The following is a 14,171-nucleotide window of genomic DNA, read 5'->3' on the forward strand; positions in this document are numbered from 1 at the left end:
TCTCTCCATCTCCTATGCCTAGAACACCCAGCGAATATTCCGTGCACCTGCTGCTTGAAGGCGGCCATCGCGAAGAAGTGCGTTTCGCAACGCTGCAAGATTTTCAAAAGTGGTACAGCAGTACGCTGGTGCCGAAACAAGATTCAAGAGAATTTCTTAACGTCCCGATTAAAAATATTCAAGGCGAATACATGGTAGTTCGGCCTACCAGCGTTCTCGCAATTCGCGTAGAACCGATATTTACTTCTAGCGTCGAACGATACGATGAATAAGGAAAATAATCAATTAAGTAGGGAAGATTGGAAATTGAGCAAGATTTTTCGCTATCAGCTATTAGCGATCGCCTGTTGCGTTTTGGCGATCGCTTTTTCGGTGCCCGCCGTTGCAGCCCCGCCACTGCAACCAATTAGTATAAATCAATTGCAAGCGGGTGAATTGGAGTCGATCGCCTTTGACGCTCAAATCTGGGGCGCAAATGGCAAACCGGGCGATAAAGAATTGCTGTTAAGGTCGATCGACCACAGCCTCCGCTATCTCAATACATCGGCCGCCGCCACTGCTTACAGCCGCTATCCAGTAGCAGGAGTTACGCGCGATCGAGTCCGCCGTTCCCTCGATCGATTCCGCCAATTAGTTGTCAGTTCCACAACCCCAGCACAACTTCAGGAATCGGTCAAGCGCGAATTTGTCTTTTATAAATCCACGGGTAAAGATGGCAAAGGAACAGTCGCGTTTACAGGTTATTTCGAGCCGACTTACGCAGCATCTCGGACGCCGAATTCCGAATACCGTTATCCCCTGTACCGGATGCCGCCAAACATGGCATCTTGGCCGAAACCTCACCCGACAAGATTGCAATTAGAAGGCGAAGATGCTTTGCAGGCAAGTAAAGGATTGCTGCGAGGATTAGAATTAGTTTGGTTGCGCGATCGCTTCCAAGCATTTCTCGTGCACGTCCAAGGTTCTGCGAGATTGCAACTAACAGATGGTAGCGAGATGACCGTCGGTTTTGCAGGCAAAACCAATCACAGTTATACAGGAGTTGGACGAGAATTAGTTAAAGACGGAAAGTTTACTTTAGAAGAGTTAAATTTGCCGAAACTAAGGGAATATTTCACCAACTTTCCCGCAGATATGAACAAATATTTGCCTAAAAATGAAAGCTTTGTATTCTTCCGGGATACTAATGGAGTTCCAGCCACAGGAAGCATTGGAGTGCCAGTAACTGCCGAAAGGTCGATCGCCACCGACAAAGCTTTAATGCCCCCCGGTGCACTAGCATTAATTAGTACAAAACTCCCTTACCCGAATGCGGCGGGACAACTCGAACAAAATGCCGTGAATCGGTACGTTTTGGATCAAGATACGGGCGGTGCAATCAAAGGCGCGGGGAGAGTTGACGTATTTATGGGAACGGGGGATTTAGCGGGCGATCGGGCCGGTTATATCAACTCAACAGGAGAACTGTATTATCCGCTTTTAAAGTAGATTAATTCTAATTGATTAATTCTACTTCATGTGATTGTTCGCGGTGCATCGCAATCCCGGACACGGCATTGCCGTGTCCCTACAGATATCGCGGACAATCTATATGTAATCCAAGTTTTGATAATTGCTATAAAATAGAAAATACCCCACCCTCTCAACCTCACAAATGCTCAACAAAATTCTGCAATTCTTCAAACGACTAATTCAGCGGCTGTTCGGAACCCCAACCCCACCCACCCCACCGCCGGGAAATACCCCCATCCGCCCAACCGTAACTGACGCGGAATACGAGTCGAAATTCATGGAAATCCTGGAAGGGGTGAATGCTGGCTGGAGTCGAGGCGATGTAGCGGGATTCTTAATCGCAAAACGCCTTAAAGATGGTGAATTGGCTGCTTGGCTGCGACGGTTTGGGGAAAGATTGTTAGAGGGAGAACATGATGATACCGCTGCTACGGATGCGGTGGCATCGCTTCAGGAATTAGCGCAGCGGCTGGTATTGTTAGGTAGAATTGGCAGCGGGGAATTGTCAGAGGTGGCGAGGCAAATTGGGCGGGAGATATTGACACGGTTTCCGCTGCCGGAGGTTGAGGAGGAGGATACAAAGGGGAGGGTGATTGAGGCGGTGTTTGTTGGGGATGGTTTGGGTTTTTCTGGGGAATTGAACCGCAGAGGCGCTGAGGCTGCGGGGGAAGAATTGGAAGTTAATGTAGAGGCTGAGGCGTGGTGCGATCGAGGGAATGAGCAGTATAATTTAGGAAGATTTGAAGATGCGATCGCATCTTATAATCAGGCAATTGTTCTCCAACCAGACTATCACGATGCTTTGCACAACCGAGAGGTAGCGCAACGTAAGTTAGGCGAAATTCAATAGGCGAACTCCCTGGTATCCATAATTTTTGCTAGGTATTGCGAGCCGTATGATTCTATTAAGAATTAAGCGCAGTTTCCGTCGCTAATTATCATACATTGAAAATAGGAGTTTGAGGACTGAAGTCCTCACTAGAAACTTAATTGATAAGAGGTGCATGGCGCACCCTACAATAGGTTTATACTATTAGGATTAATCCCAGATCCTTGCATCCCAAACCCAAATCGAATGACACAAGTAATCGGCATTGACTTAGGCGGAACCGCAATTAAACTCGGCAGATTTAGCGAAGACGGCATTTGCCACCAATCCTTAACTGTCCCAACCCCTCAACCGGCAACGCCAGAAGCAGTTTTAGCTACAATGACCGATGCTATTTTACAACTGAATCCGACCGAAAATGCTGTAAGTGCGATCGGCATCGGCACTCCAGGCCCCGCAGATGCCACCGGCCGCATAGCCAGAGTAGCAATTAACCTCAAAAACTGGCATAACGTCCCCCTCGCTGACTGGTTAGAAGCTAAAACCGGACTGCCGACAATATTAGCAAATGATGCCAACTGTGCCGGATTGGGAGAAGCTTGGTTGGGTGCAGGAAGGCACTTTAAAAATCTAATTTTACTAACTTTAGGTACAGGAGTCGGCGGTGCAGTTATCTTAGACGATAAACTATTTGTAGGTCATCAAGGCGCGGCCGGAGAACTAGGATTGATTACTATAAATCCCGACGGCCCGGAGTGCAACAGCGGCAATCGCGGTTCTTTAGAACAGTATGTTTCGGTGCAAGCCATTCGCCGGGAAACGGGTTTGGAACCTATAGAATTAGCAAATTTAGCTAAGTCTGGAGATGCCCAAGCTTTAGAATTTTGGCAAAATTACGGGAGCTATCTGGGTATCGGTTTGGCAAGTCTCATTTATATTTTGACGCCGGAAGCTATTATTATCGGCGGTGGAATTAGTGCAGGTGCAGAATTTTTCTTGCCGAAGGTTCGAGAAGAAATTGAGCAACGTGTACTGCCGAGTTCTCGCGAAGATTTACAGTTATTGGTGGCTGAATTGGGCAATCAAGCAGGCATGGTAGGGGCAGCAAAATTAGCTTGGCAGCTTGTTCAATAGTTAAAATTTAAAAAAGCAGCGCATTTTACTGCGCTTTTTTAATATCTAAAACTAGGGTGCCACCTAAGCACTTTAGCTAAAAAAAATAAAATGAATGTGAGGAGTTACTAAACATAGCCTCCGTTCATCCTTCATTGTTCATGCTTCTAACTAATGACTAATGACTAATGACTAATTACTGCTTCATGGCAGAGATTGTCCAGTCGTATTTTTAATGTATTCCTGAATTTCTTGATAAGTTTCCGGGTTGTTTTGGCGGAGGATAATAATATTAGTTGCGCTGTCAGGCAGGCAAAAGCTTAGCCGACCGTTCTGTTCGCAAGCAAAAGAGCTAATTCGACTCATATCGATCGCAAATTCTTTGCGGTCATAATGAATTTTAATCCACGAACCTCTCGAATTGCGATCAATGGTTTTTTTGAGGTAATCGAGAACTTGCTTGTAAGCCTCATAATTGCCTTGGGGATTGAGGATAATCGGCTGACTGCTATTAGGCAGCCAAAAGGTGAGACGCTTGTTATCCAGTTCGCTAGAAAAAGCACTAATAGTGTCAAGGTCAATTATGTATGTACTTTTCTCATAAGTAATTTTGCTCCAATAAGCCACAAAGCCTCCTCAAACCTGTGTTTCCTGGTATTTTAGGATAGTTTGACAACTCCTACCATTTTAGATTTTAGATTGTAGATTTTAGATTGGGCATGACTGATGACTATCTGGGCTGGGAAGTTGCCTAAAGTTGCATTTTTTTGGGAAACTGGTATCACCCTTGAAATCCGTAAAAAGTTAAGTAAAAATATCAAATTTTTACCTTCTGCTTTCTGCCTTCCGCCTTCTGCCTTCTGCCTTCTGCCTTGCGGTACTAGCCCCCCAGCCCTAGTATAGGGGTTGGGGGGTGAGGTCTTTCACTCGTTGAGAATGCTGCCCGATATCTAGTCCGATAAGTGCGACCCCTATCAAATCCTATTGGTCTGTTGGGCGGGTTTTGTAATGTCCATTGTCGGGGCGATTTGAATATTGTCTACTCTGAACCGCCCCTACAGACATCTAATATATCAGAACTAATCGATCGCACATGATATGAGATCAGTTTGCGACAACTTTCCCAGCCACCAAGTCGCGACCCTCATCTTCTAAAACATCCTGCTTTCCCTGGATGCTAGCGGCCTGGATAAACCCTTGAAACAAGGGGTGGGGGGTGCTAGGTCGAGATTGGAATTCGGGGTGAAATTGGCAGGCTATGAAAAAGGGATGGTTGGGAAATTCGATCATTTCTACTAATCGGCCGTCTGGAGATGTACCGGAGACTGCATAACCTGATTCTAAGAAAAGATTGCGGTAGGCGTTGTTAAATTCGTACCGATGGCGGTGCCGCTCGTAAATCACTTCTTTCTGATAAAGTTTGAAAGCTAGCGTGTCTGGGTTGACACGGCACGGATACAAACCCAGTCGCATTGTACCGCCCAAATCGACTACATCTTGCTGTTCTGGCAATAAATTAATTACCGGATTTGATGTATCCGGGTCAAATTCAGCGCTGTTGGCATCCTCTAGTTGTGCGATGTGGCGCGCCCATTCAATCACAGCACACTGCATCCCCAAACACAATCCTAAAAAGGGTATTTTATGGTGTTTGGCATATTCGATCGCCGCTATTTTGCCGTCCACTCCCCGAACCCCAAAACCTCCCGGTACAAGAATGCCGTTGATATCTTTGAGATAATTATCGAGGTTTCCCGATTCTAAATCTTCTGAGTTAATCCAGTGCAAATTTAGGTCGCAGCCGATCGCAATTGCCGCGTGTCGCAAAGCTTCGACTACCGAAAGATAAGCATCGTTCAACCGCACGTATTTGCCAACTAAAGCAATATCAATTTTGTGATTGGGACTGTAAAGCCTGTTGACTAAAGTTTGCCACTGATGCAAATCTGGCTGGCGATGTTCCATTTGTAGTAAATTGAGCGTTTGTTGGGCCAAACCTTCCTGTTCCATCATCAGGGGTACTTCGTAGATACTTTTAGCATCTTGAGATGTGATGACGCATTCTTCCGGGACGTTGCAGAATTCCGACAATTTCTGTTTCATGCCCAAAGACAGGGGGCGATCGCACCGACAGACTAAAATATCTGGTTGAATGCCGATCGACCGCAATTCCTTCACCGAATGCTGAGTCGGTTTAGTTTTCATCTCCCCAGCCGAAGGAATCCAAGGTATCAGCGTCACGTGCATATACACAACATTTTGCCGGCCGACATCCTTGCGAAACTGGCGAATTGCCTCCAAAAATGGCAAAGATTCAATATCTCCCACTGTTCCGCCGATTTCCGTAATCACGATATCGGGATTAGTATTTTTGGCTACTCGGTGAATTCGCTCTTTAATCTCATTAGTGATGTGCGGAATCACCTGCACCGTACTCCCCTGATACTCGCCGCGGCGTTCTTTGTTGATCACCGCTTGATAAATGGAACCCGTGGTGACGCTATTGAGGCGAGACATGGAAGTATCGGTAAAACGCTCGTAGTGCCCCAAATCCAGGTCAGTTTCCGCACCGTCTTCCGTCACGAAAACTTCTCCGTGCTGAAACGGGCTGAGAGTGCCGGGGTCAACGTTAATATAGGGGTCTAGCTTCAAAATCGAGACAGAATAGTCCCGCGACTTCAATAGGCGGCCCAAGGAAGCACCGACAATACCCTTGCCGATGCTGGAAACCACGCCGCCAGTCACAAACACAAATTTGCTCATAGGATTTTCGACTTTAGATGTTTCAATGTCAGGTCAGACTCAAATGTGACATAGGTAATCCATAAGGGCAACCACGGGGGATTGCCCCCTACACCCATTTGACCAAATTATTGACGATTGTTATGTGCTTGCAACCAAGTTGTCAAATCTGACACACTGGCAAAGTCTAATAGCGCCTCTCCTAAACTCTGTAATTGCTGAGCGGATAACTGAGCGATGCGAGTTTGAATCTCCGGCGACAGCACGCCGACACTGTGCTCCAACTGACGAACAATTAATGTCACATTTCCTTGTTTAATGCCTTGTTCGATGCCTTGTTCGATGCCTTGTCTGATTCCTTGTTCTATCCCGATTCTGGTAGCTTTGGTAATTGCCCCGCGCTGGTCTTGAATAAAAATTTCTCGCCTTTCTAAATCTTCCAATTCATCCGGATCGAGATTCGCTTCATTGGCAATTGCAAAAGCTTTGCGGAGTTCCGGTACATTTCCCAACTCTTCCGGCACAGACCTTAAAGTCCGAGCGGTTTTCATGAAATATATCCACTTGTCAGTCAGAGTCTCTAATTCTGCTAAAGTCTTGTCAAATTTGGGCAACTCAACAAATACAAATTCTAATTCATCCGCCAAATACTCGACCCGATTGTTTTTTTCTTTGATACAAAACCGCGAAATCACTGTTTCCAGATGCTCAAACATTTGGAAATCTGTAATCGTCAAGGCAATCACGGGATTTAATAGATTGTAGTTTTCTCCGCTTTTCAATTGCACTGAGTAAGCTTTGGTAGCATTGTATAAAATCCGCTTTTCAAAGGATTCTACATTCAATACCTGCATTTCAATTATCACTGTTTTGCTGCCACCAATTTTAGCTTTAACATCCAAGTAAGTATCTTTGACTCCTTTGATTTTGGGAGCTAAATAAGGGTCAAGAATTTCTAAATCTTCGATAACTGGCTGCGCTTCGTAGAGGATGGCATTTAAGAAGCTAATCAAAATGTCTTTGCTGTCAGCAGAGCCGAATATTTTTTTAAATGCAAAGTCGGTTTTGGGGTTAATAAAATTCATGGCTTTTTCAATTTATTAGAGATTGAGAGGTTGAGGTTAGAGTTATTTAATTATTTAACTATCATACAATCTTCTAGGTTGGGTTCGCCGACGATCGCCCCAACCGACCTCACCCCAATACGGATGGAAGCCCACAGCAGTCTAGACAAAAGTTCCAGTCCCCGATTAGCGCCTGTGGAGTCAATCAAAAATCAGCCCTACGCGCTCAGTCATTTTTCCCAAAAAGCTAACTCAGGAACGTTTTGCAAAGGGTAAAGTCATGGTAAACAAAGCACCTCAAGTCTGCTAAAAAAACAGCTATGAAGTTTGTCTGCGTTCTATCCCCTCAACGGTTGCTTTGTACTGGTATGGCATTGCTCGCTGCGATCCTCTTCGAGGGCTTCGCTAACGAGTGTAGCGCGTGGCTCGCTCCCAATGCAGCGCGAGCAAAAGATCCTGGAAAAAATTATTCGTCTGTGTCGCCGAAAATCATCGCTAGTAACGATGTTAATTGCAATGGCGGACGATCGCCCAAAACTAGCTGTCGAGTCGGCGGTTTGTTCGTCAAAACTCCCAATACTACTCCAGAACAAGTCTTTCCTCTCAAGCAGACTGAAGTTAAAGCCAAAATAGCTGGCAATATCTCCCGCGTCGAAGTTGTTCAGAAGTTTGAAAATCCTTTTCCTGAATCTATAGAAGCTGTTTATGTATTTCCTTTGCCCGACGAAGCGGCGGTGGATGATATGGAAATTAAAATAGGCTCACGAATTATTAAAGCTGATATCAAACGCCGCGAGGAAGCTTTGGAAATTTACGAACAAGCCAGAAAGCAAGGCAGGACTGCTGGTTTGTTGGAACAAGAACGCGACAATATTTTTACTCAGTCTCTCGTTAATATCAAACCAGGAGAAAAAATTGAAGTTACGATTCGCTACACGGAAAGTCTCAAGTTTGCCGGTGGCGATTACGAATTTGTGTTTCCAATGGTGGTTGGGCCGCGTTATATTTCGGGAAATCTGACCCCCCCCTTAGCAAGGGGAGGCTATAGTTCTGCTGCCGATCGCATTAACCCGCCTGTTTTGCCTCCGGGAACGCGATCTGGTCACAATATTGCTGTGTCGGTAGAAATAGATGCCGGAGTTGCGATCGGCGATGTCCGCTCTACTTCCCATCAAATTACAACTGACCGCAGCGGCAATATTGTGCAAGTCCAATTAGCCAATTCAGACACAATTCCCAATAAAGATTTAATTCTGCGCTATCGAGTCGCGGGCGAAAATACTCGGGCAACTATTTTGACTCAATCGGACAAGCGGGGCGGTCATTTTGCTACTTATCTAATTCCGGCATTAAACTACAAAACTAATGAAATTGTACCTAAAGATGTCGTGTTTCTAATGGATACTTCCGGTTCTCAACAGGGCGAACCGCTGGCAAAATCTAAGGAGTTGATGCGCCGCTTCATTCAAGGACTCAATCCCAACGATACTTTTACTATTATTGATTTTGCAAACACTGCTAAAGCGCTTTCAACAACTCCTTTAGCAAATACTCCAGAAAATCGACAAAAAGCAATTAATTATATCGACAAATTGCAGGCTAACGGTGGCAGTGAATTGTTTAACGGCCTTCAAACAGTGATGAATTTTCCGGCGGCGGCAACGGGAAGGCTGCGGAGTATTGTATTAATTACTGACGGTTACATTGGCAATGAAAATGAAGTGCTGGCTCTGGTTCAGCAGAGTCTGAAACCTGGAAATCGACTTTATAGTTTTGGTGTTGGCGGTTCGGTGAATCGGTTTTTGCTCAACCGTTTGGCGGAAGTGGGAAGAGGCACGTCTCAGGTAATTCGTCAAGATGAACCGTCGGCAGAAGCAGCAGAAAAGTTTTTTCGGGAAATTAATAGTCCGGTATTGACTAATATTCAAATTAGTTGGGAAGGAATGGGGGAAAAACCGCAGATTTATCCGATCGCACCTCCAGACTTGTTTGCGAGTGGGCCACTGGTTTTGTTTGGCAAAAAGACCGATCGAACTAACGGCCAACTTCGCATCCGCGGCACTCTTGCGGGCGGCAAAACTTACGAGCAAGTTTTACCTGTTAATTTTGCTCCATCCGGCGGCGGGCGGCAGCGGGAGTCAACATCAGTCGCAGCAACCGCTACGGATTTTGGCAATTCGGGGGTAGCTCAGCTTTGGGGTCGATCGCGAATTAAAGATTTAATGAATCAAATGTTTGGTGGCGAGACTCAATCTCTGGTGGAATCTGTGACTAATACTGCTCTGACTTATCGGTTGCTTTCGGAATACACGGCTTTTGTGGCTGTGAGCGAAGAAGTGCGAGTCGAACCAGATGGATCTCGTCGCCGCGTGCAAGTGCCTGTGGAATTGCCGCAGGGTGTCAGCTATGAAGGTATTTTCGAGTCGGAGGGGGCAGAGCAAACTAGGGGTGGCACTCGCAGCGTTACCTTGACTCCCCGCCCGGCACCGGTGAGTCCAGCTCCTGCTATGCCGCGGCAGCCCGGTTACGGTGAGTCGCAACGCCCGAAGTCTTTGGTCTCTCGCCTCCAAGTAGTTAGCGCCGAAGGGTTGGATGCCGGGGCAATCGCCGCTTTGACTCAATACCTGCAATCGGTTAATCTCCCGGCGGGGGTTAGCGGTGAAACGGTGTGGGAGTTATTGGTACAAGACGGTCGCGTTGCCCGAGTGGCGATAGATACTCAAACCTCGACGCTGCAAGCAACAGACGCCGTAGAAGCTCTCAAGAGGGCCTTGAGTTCCTGGCAACCTCCTGCAGGATTCAAGGGCACGCTGCGCCTGAAGTTGCGAATTACGGTTGAGCCTTAAGGAATGACTTTCTATGTCAAGAAACATTAACTTTTAATTCAAAAATACCGAAAGCGCGATCGCTACCGCGTGGAAGATATAAAATCTTTATTAAGAGATTGCCTTTAAACAGAAAGTGATGTTAATGAAATTTATACCGTTTGAGGCAAACGCTAAAACAGTTTCCTTTCTGAAACAGTTTCCTTTCTGAAACAACCTTAACAGTAAAGATTTCTGGATCGAAACCCCCCAATCATAGAAGGTATGATGCCCTATGGAAGTTAGTGAACTGCTCAACAATTACGAAAAAGGAGAAAGAGACTTTACTGGAGCCGACCTCAGCGGGAAAGACCTCAGCGGAGCAATCTTAATCGGAGTCAACCTTTCGCGAGCTAATCTTTCCGGGGCGAACCTCAGCAGAGCGTTTCTCACCAAAGCAACACTCAAAGATGCACAGATGCAAAGAACAAATCTGACTTTTGCCAAAATGGGCGAAACCCAACTTTCGGGTGCAGATTTGACAAAAGCTAACTTGAGTGGAGCTTTTTTGGTAAAAGCAAAATTGCCCAGAGTAAAGTTAAGCGGCGCAACTTTAACTAGCGCCAACCTGCGGGGTGCTGTGTTGTGGAATGCCAATTTGTGCAGCGCCGACTTGCAATTAGTTAACTTACTGGGCGCGAATTTGACGGGCGCTAATTTTAAGTGGGCAAACCTTTACGGTGCAAGGCTCAATAGTGCAAAACTTTTTGGAGCTCAATTAACCGGAGTCAGTCTGCGGCGAGCGCAGTTGACAGGGGTAAATCTCTGCGGTGTAGATTTGAGCGGCGTTAACGTGAGCGAAGCTAAACTCATGGGAGCTAATTTGGAAGGCTCGAATTTGGCGGGGGCGAATTTCAGCGCGGCCCAGTTGCGTGGGGTGAAGTTGGCGGGTGCAAACTTAACCGGGGCTAAGTTGAGGGGAAGTTGTTTGAGAGGGGCAAATCTGAATTGGGCAAAGTTGTGTCAAGCAGATTTGATGGCGGCAGATTTGAGCGAGGCGACGTTAATAGGAGCTAATTTAGATAATGCTTTGTTGACGGGAGCTATTTTGCCAGAATCTACTAGGCGCTATTTTTCCTTAGCTGGGGCTGGCAAAGTCAATTCTTGGGAAGTTAATGAGATTAACGGTTGATTGTTGACTGTTGACTGTTGACTGTTGACTGTTGACCGAAAGCATCCAGGATACAAGCCCCCGGATTCATCTGTGGAGAAAGAAAAAACCTGTATCCGATAAAGGAGCCCCCGAATTTATCTCGTGCAAGTCAATGCTTAAATCTAAAATCTAAAATCTAAAATCTAAAATCGATTGACTGTTCACTGATGACTATGACAATTAATTTTGGGGTGGTGCTGGTAACTGCGGCATCGGAGGTGGAGGCGGAGAATCTGGCAAAATCTCTAGTTGAAAACAAGCTGGCTGCTTGTGTGAGTTTGTCACCAATTCGCTCGATTTATAGTTGGCAAGGCGAGATTCATTCCGAGTCAAAGTGGCAGTTGGTGATTAAAACTGATTTGGCTAAATTTGAGGCTTTAAAAACAAAAGTTCAGGAACTCCATTCCTATGAAGTTCCCGAAATTATTGCTATTCCTATTATCGCTGGCAGCGATGCTTATCTCAATTGGCTGGGACAATCTTTAAGTTTGTAGTCAAGATTTTTGTCCTAAATTATCCAATGAAGAGGGACGGAATTCTCTACTAAAAATGGTCAGAAACCTAGGAATTATGACTGGTAGGGCCGATGACGCCGATTTTGTGGCGAAAACTTAGTTCGCCGCCGAACCAGCCTGTAATGCCCAGCAAGGTTGCCACGACGATCGATATAGCTAAACCTGTGTATACGATCGGCTCAGCCGGATTTCCTTGTCGCAACAGCAAGTTAATCAGGGTAAGTACCATAACCGCCACATTGCCGCCCATGTGCAACCAACCGGCACTGCGATCGCGCACTCTTTTAACTTTGAAAAAATCTAAAAAGCCCGTGATTGCTGCCAAAATCCCCGCAGCAAAACCGACACCCATCAGCCAAACCGAAGCTCTGGCCCAAAACGGATCGCTTGTGAGCCAATAACCGATGTCCGTGCCCGCGGCTCCTACTAAAAAGGCTACCGGAAAGATGACGATGATGGGGTGGATGGGATGGCCTGCAACTGAAAGCGTACTCGTAATGCCGGCGTCGCGATACTCTCTGTCGTCACTTTCTAGAATCGGCGGAATATTGGGATAAGGGGTACTATTTCTTTGATTTGTTTCCATGATTTCTAGCGATAAATTTTGTACAACAAAGCCGTTTTTATTGGATTGAACTTAATCCCAAATCCGTTCGCCATTTTCGTCAACGCGGGCCTGCCGAATTACGTCAGAAATTTCGTCGGCGTCTTTGACGTGGTGCAAAGCTTTCTTTTCCCCATCGGGTTCTTCGACGATCACATAAGTTGGAACTGTAACAACATCTCCCACGATGTCGGGTACGTGGTCTACCGCCAGTTGCTGTGCTTTTTCTTCAATGGTTTGCGGTTCGTCGGAAATACGATCGCCCGGATTGACCGTGCGCTCCATATCTTTGCCTGGTTTGTCGATACTCATAAAAACCTCTCTGGTATTTCTAATTTTTTGCTGACTCTAATTCCTACTATTGAACGAAAAATATCCCTGCACAAACATCTCCCGACGGGTGGAAGTTTCAGTTAGGGCGATCGCAGGCAGCCTCTTCCTGTAGGTAGAGGTTTTTCGATTTGTTCGGAAAAAACTAAGCTAAAATCTAAGCATGATATTTTCCTTCCCTTTGAGTTGCCCATGAAAAGTTACGATTGGATTGTTGTCGGCGGCGGCATTACTGGTGTGGCACTGAGTTACGAACTGGCAAAAAAAGGTTTTGCTGTGCTGCTTTTGGAACGAGATGCTACCATGCAAAATGCTACTCGTTTTAGTTATGGCGGCTTGGCTTATTGGTCGGGAACGACTGATTTAACTCGGCAATTGTGTCGGGAAGGTATCGAACGCCACCGCCATTTATCTGCCCAATTAGAAGCTGATACTGAGTTTCGCGAGTTAGATTTGTTGCTGACAATTGATGCGGGCAATGATACCGAAAAAGTGGCGTCTAATTACGCGCATTTTGCGATTGTTCCGCAGCTTTTGAGCGTTGCAGAAGCTGGCGAGTTGGAACCTTTGCTGAATAAAAGTGCGATCGCCGGAGCTCTGACGGTGCGTCACGGTCACATTTCGCCGACTGCCACAAATAAAGCTTATTGTCAAGGGTTTCTGCGGTTGGGAGGAACTATAGAATTTGCTGAAGTAATTGGGTTTATAGAAGAGGGCAATCGGATTTCGGGAGTCAAAACGGCACAGGAAAGTTATACCTGCCAAAATACGGTTATTTGTGCTGGAGGTGGGAGTCGGAGTTTGCTGAAAGCTGCGGGTGTTTCTGTGGGAGTTTATTTTACTCGCACGGAGATTTTGGAAACTGCACCTGTGGATTTGAAACTCAGGACTTTGGTGATGCCTGCGGTATTAAAACGTTTTGAATTGGAAGCTAAATCTAGTAAAAATGAGGTGGATTTTCTTTGGGATGAACCTGGTAAAGAGTTACAGCCACCGATTTTAGATTCGGGTGCAATTCAATTTAATGATGGGAGTTTGCGGATCGGGCAATTGTCGCGCACTTTGAGCGATTTGAATGCTAAAGTCGATCGCGAAACCAGCGAAACGGCAATTCGTGCAGGAATCAGCAAGGTTTTGCCTGATTTGGCAGGTTTACCGGCAAGTTGGCACGAGTGTAGTGTGGCATTCAGCGCGGATAATTTGCCTGTAGTGGGGCCGATCGCCGATCGCCCTGGATTGCACGTTTTTTCTGGTCTCAGCAATCCTTTGACTATTGTACCTGCTTTGGCTGAGCGATTTGCGAAGGCGGCGGGGGGAGAAGAAGATAGGGCGATCGCACTTTTGTCTCCCCATCGATTTATGGCAGAAGGAAGTTCGGCAACGCATTCTGTAACGGATGTCAGGAAGAAGGAAGAAGGAAGAAGGAAGAAGGATAGATGACTAAT

At 46.2% G+C, this 14,171-nt stretch carries 14 protein-coding genes; 8 read left to right on the top strand and 6 right to left on the bottom strand.

From position 1 onward, the window contains the following. Nucleotides 1-14 precede the first annotated feature (14 nt). From Q5691_RS15440 to Q5691_RS15455, 4 genes are all read left to right on the top strand, one after another. Nucleotides 15-272: a hypothetical protein gene (locus tag Q5691_RS15440; protein ID WP_172192361.1), complete on the top strand. Its 258-nt coding sequence runs from the start codon at nucleotides 15-17 to the stop codon at nucleotides 270-272. Further along, nucleotides 265-1,488, top strand: a complete 1,224-nt coding sequence (locus tag Q5691_RS15445; RefSeq protein ID WP_333345516.1) for a murein transglycosylase A — start codon at nucleotides 265-267, stop codon at nucleotides 1,486-1,488. The genes Q5691_RS15440 and Q5691_RS15445 overlap by 8 nt, the downstream gene beginning before the upstream one ends. A gap of 166 nt (nucleotides 1,489-1,654) precedes the next feature. Further along, the gene (locus Q5691_RS15450) at nucleotides 1,655-2,362 is read left to right on the top strand and encodes a tetratricopeptide repeat protein (RefSeq protein ID WP_333345518.1); all 708 of its coding nucleotides are present in this window, start codon (nucleotides 1,655-1,657) and stop codon (nucleotides 2,360-2,362) included. A gap of 225 nt (nucleotides 2,363-2,587) precedes the next feature. Further along, nucleotides 2,588-3,475 carry an ROK family protein gene (locus tag Q5691_RS15455; protein ID WP_333209361.1) on the top strand — a complete coding sequence of 296 codons (888 nt, stop codon included), beginning with the start codon at nucleotides 2,588-2,590 and terminating at the stop codon, nucleotides 3,473-3,475. Nucleotides 3,476-3,658: 183 nt separating this feature from the next. Here Q5691_RS15455 and Q5691_RS15460 read toward each other — a convergent pair whose 3' ends face one another. The 4 genes from Q5691_RS15460 to Q5691_RS15475 form a co-directional block, all read right to left on the bottom strand. Then, nucleotides 3,659-4,081, bottom strand: coding sequence for a hypothetical protein (locus Q5691_RS15460; RefSeq protein ID WP_333080303.1), 423 nt, complete (start codon nucleotides 4,079-4,081; stop codon nucleotides 3,659-3,661). A 477-nt stretch (nucleotides 4,082-4,558) separates the two neighbouring features. Further along, nucleotides 4,559-6,217, bottom strand: a complete 1,659-nt coding sequence (locus Q5691_RS15465) for a CTP synthase (RefSeq protein ID WP_333209364.1) — start codon at nucleotides 6,215-6,217, stop codon at nucleotides 4,559-4,561. A 107-nt stretch (nucleotides 6,218-6,324) separates the two neighbouring features. Continuing rightward, nucleotides 6,325-7,281, bottom strand: coding sequence for an Rpn family recombination-promoting nuclease/putative transposase (locus Q5691_RS15470; RefSeq protein WP_333209366.1), 957 nt, complete (start codon nucleotides 7,279-7,281; stop codon nucleotides 6,325-6,327). A gap of 50 nt (nucleotides 7,282-7,331) precedes the next feature. Continuing rightward, nucleotides 7,332-7,469, bottom strand: coding sequence for a hypothetical protein (locus Q5691_RS15475; RefSeq protein ID WP_333209367.1), 138 nt, complete (start codon nucleotides 7,467-7,469; stop codon nucleotides 7,332-7,334). A gap of 111 nt (nucleotides 7,470-7,580) precedes the next feature. Between Q5691_RS15475 and Q5691_RS15480 the strand changes: the two genes are divergently transcribed. The 3 genes from Q5691_RS15480 (at nucleotide 7,581) to cutA (ending at nucleotide 11,771) form a co-directional block, all read left to right on the top strand. Continuing rightward, entirely contained in the window at nucleotides 7,581-10,106 is a 2,526-nt protein-coding gene (locus Q5691_RS15480; protein WP_333345519.1) for a VIT domain-containing protein, read from the top strand. Between the two features lie 253 nt (nucleotides 10,107-10,359). Beyond that, nucleotides 10,360-11,256 (top strand): pentapeptide repeat-containing protein, encoded by an 897-nt coding sequence (locus Q5691_RS15485; RefSeq protein WP_333209371.1) that lies wholly within the window; start codon nucleotides 10,360-10,362, stop codon nucleotides 11,254-11,256. A gap of 194 nt (nucleotides 11,257-11,450) precedes the next feature. Next, nucleotides 11,451-11,771, top strand: coding sequence for a divalent-cation tolerance protein CutA (gene cutA, locus Q5691_RS15490; RefSeq protein ID WP_333209447.1), 321 nt, complete (start codon nucleotides 11,451-11,453; stop codon nucleotides 11,769-11,771). A 67-nt stretch (nucleotides 11,772-11,838) separates the two neighbouring features. Here cutA and Q5691_RS15495 read toward each other — a convergent pair whose 3' ends face one another. Both Q5691_RS15495 and Q5691_RS15500 read right to left on the bottom strand, forming a co-directional pair. Beyond that, nucleotides 11,839-12,378, bottom strand: a complete 540-nt coding sequence (locus tag Q5691_RS15495) for a DUF2231 domain-containing protein (RefSeq protein WP_333054314.1) — start codon at nucleotides 12,376-12,378, stop codon at nucleotides 11,839-11,841. Between the two features lie 51 nt (nucleotides 12,379-12,429). Next, nucleotides 12,430-12,708, bottom strand: coding sequence for a hypothetical protein (locus Q5691_RS15500; RefSeq protein ID WP_333209373.1), 279 nt, complete (start codon nucleotides 12,706-12,708; stop codon nucleotides 12,430-12,432). Nucleotides 12,709-12,918: 210 nt separating this feature from the next. On the opposite strand from Q5691_RS15500, the gene Q5691_RS15505 reads away from it, so the two are divergent. After that, the gene (locus Q5691_RS15505) at nucleotides 12,919-14,166 is read left to right on the top strand and encodes an FAD-binding oxidoreductase (protein ID WP_333209375.1); all 1,248 of its coding nucleotides are present in this window, start codon (nucleotides 12,919-12,921) and stop codon (nucleotides 14,164-14,166) included. Nucleotides 14,167-14,171: the final 5 nt, after the last annotated feature.

It is taken from the genome of Microcoleus sp. w1-18aA5 (genome assembly GCF_036701705.1).
Lineage (GTDB): Bacteria > Cyanobacteriota > Cyanobacteriia > Cyanobacteriales > Microcoleaceae > Microcoleus.

Excerpts from the sequence above, each read along its gene's own strand:
- Q5691_RS15465 (WP_333209364.1), bottom strand. The coding sequence starts at position 6,217 with ATGAGCAAATTTGTGTTTGTGACTGGCGGCGTGGTTTCCAGCATCGGC.
- Q5691_RS15455 (WP_333209361.1), top strand. The coding sequence starts at position 2,588 with ATGACACAAGTAATCGGCATTGACTTAGGCGGAACCGCAATTAAACTC.
- Q5691_RS15445 (WP_333345516.1), top strand. The coding sequence starts at position 265 with ATGAATAAGGAAAATAATCAATTAAGTAGGGAAGATTGGAAATTGAGC.
- Q5691_RS15505 (WP_333209375.1), top strand. The coding sequence starts at position 12,919 with ATGAAAAGTTACGATTGGATTGTTGTCGGCGGCGGCATTACTGGTGTG.
- Q5691_RS15450 (WP_333345518.1), top strand. The coding sequence starts at position 1,655 with ATGCTCAACAAAATTCTGCAATTCTTCAAACGACTAATTCAGCGGCTG.
- cutA (WP_333209447.1), top strand. The coding sequence starts at position 11,451 with ATGACAATTAATTTTGGGGTGGTGCTGGTAACTGCGGCATCGGAGGTG.
- Q5691_RS15440 (WP_172192361.1), top strand. The coding sequence starts at position 15 with ATGCCTAGAACACCCAGCGAATATTCCGTGCACCTGCTGCTTGAAGGC.
- Q5691_RS15500 (WP_333209373.1), bottom strand. The coding sequence starts at position 12,708 with ATGAGTATCGACAAACCAGGCAAAGATATGGAGCGCACGGTCAATCCG.
- Q5691_RS15480 (WP_333345519.1), top strand. The coding sequence starts at position 7,581 with ATGAAGTTTGTCTGCGTTCTATCCCCTCAACGGTTGCTTTGTACTGGT.
- Q5691_RS15485 (WP_333209371.1), top strand. The coding sequence starts at position 10,360 with ATGGAAGTTAGTGAACTGCTCAACAATTACGAAAAAGGAGAAAGAGAC.
- Q5691_RS15495 (WP_333054314.1), bottom strand. The coding sequence starts at position 12,378 with ATGGAAACAAATCAAAGAAATAGTACCCCTTATCCCAATATTCCGCCG.
- Q5691_RS15470 (WP_333209366.1), bottom strand. The coding sequence starts at position 7,281 with ATGAATTTTATTAACCCCAAAACCGACTTTGCATTTAAAAAAATATTC.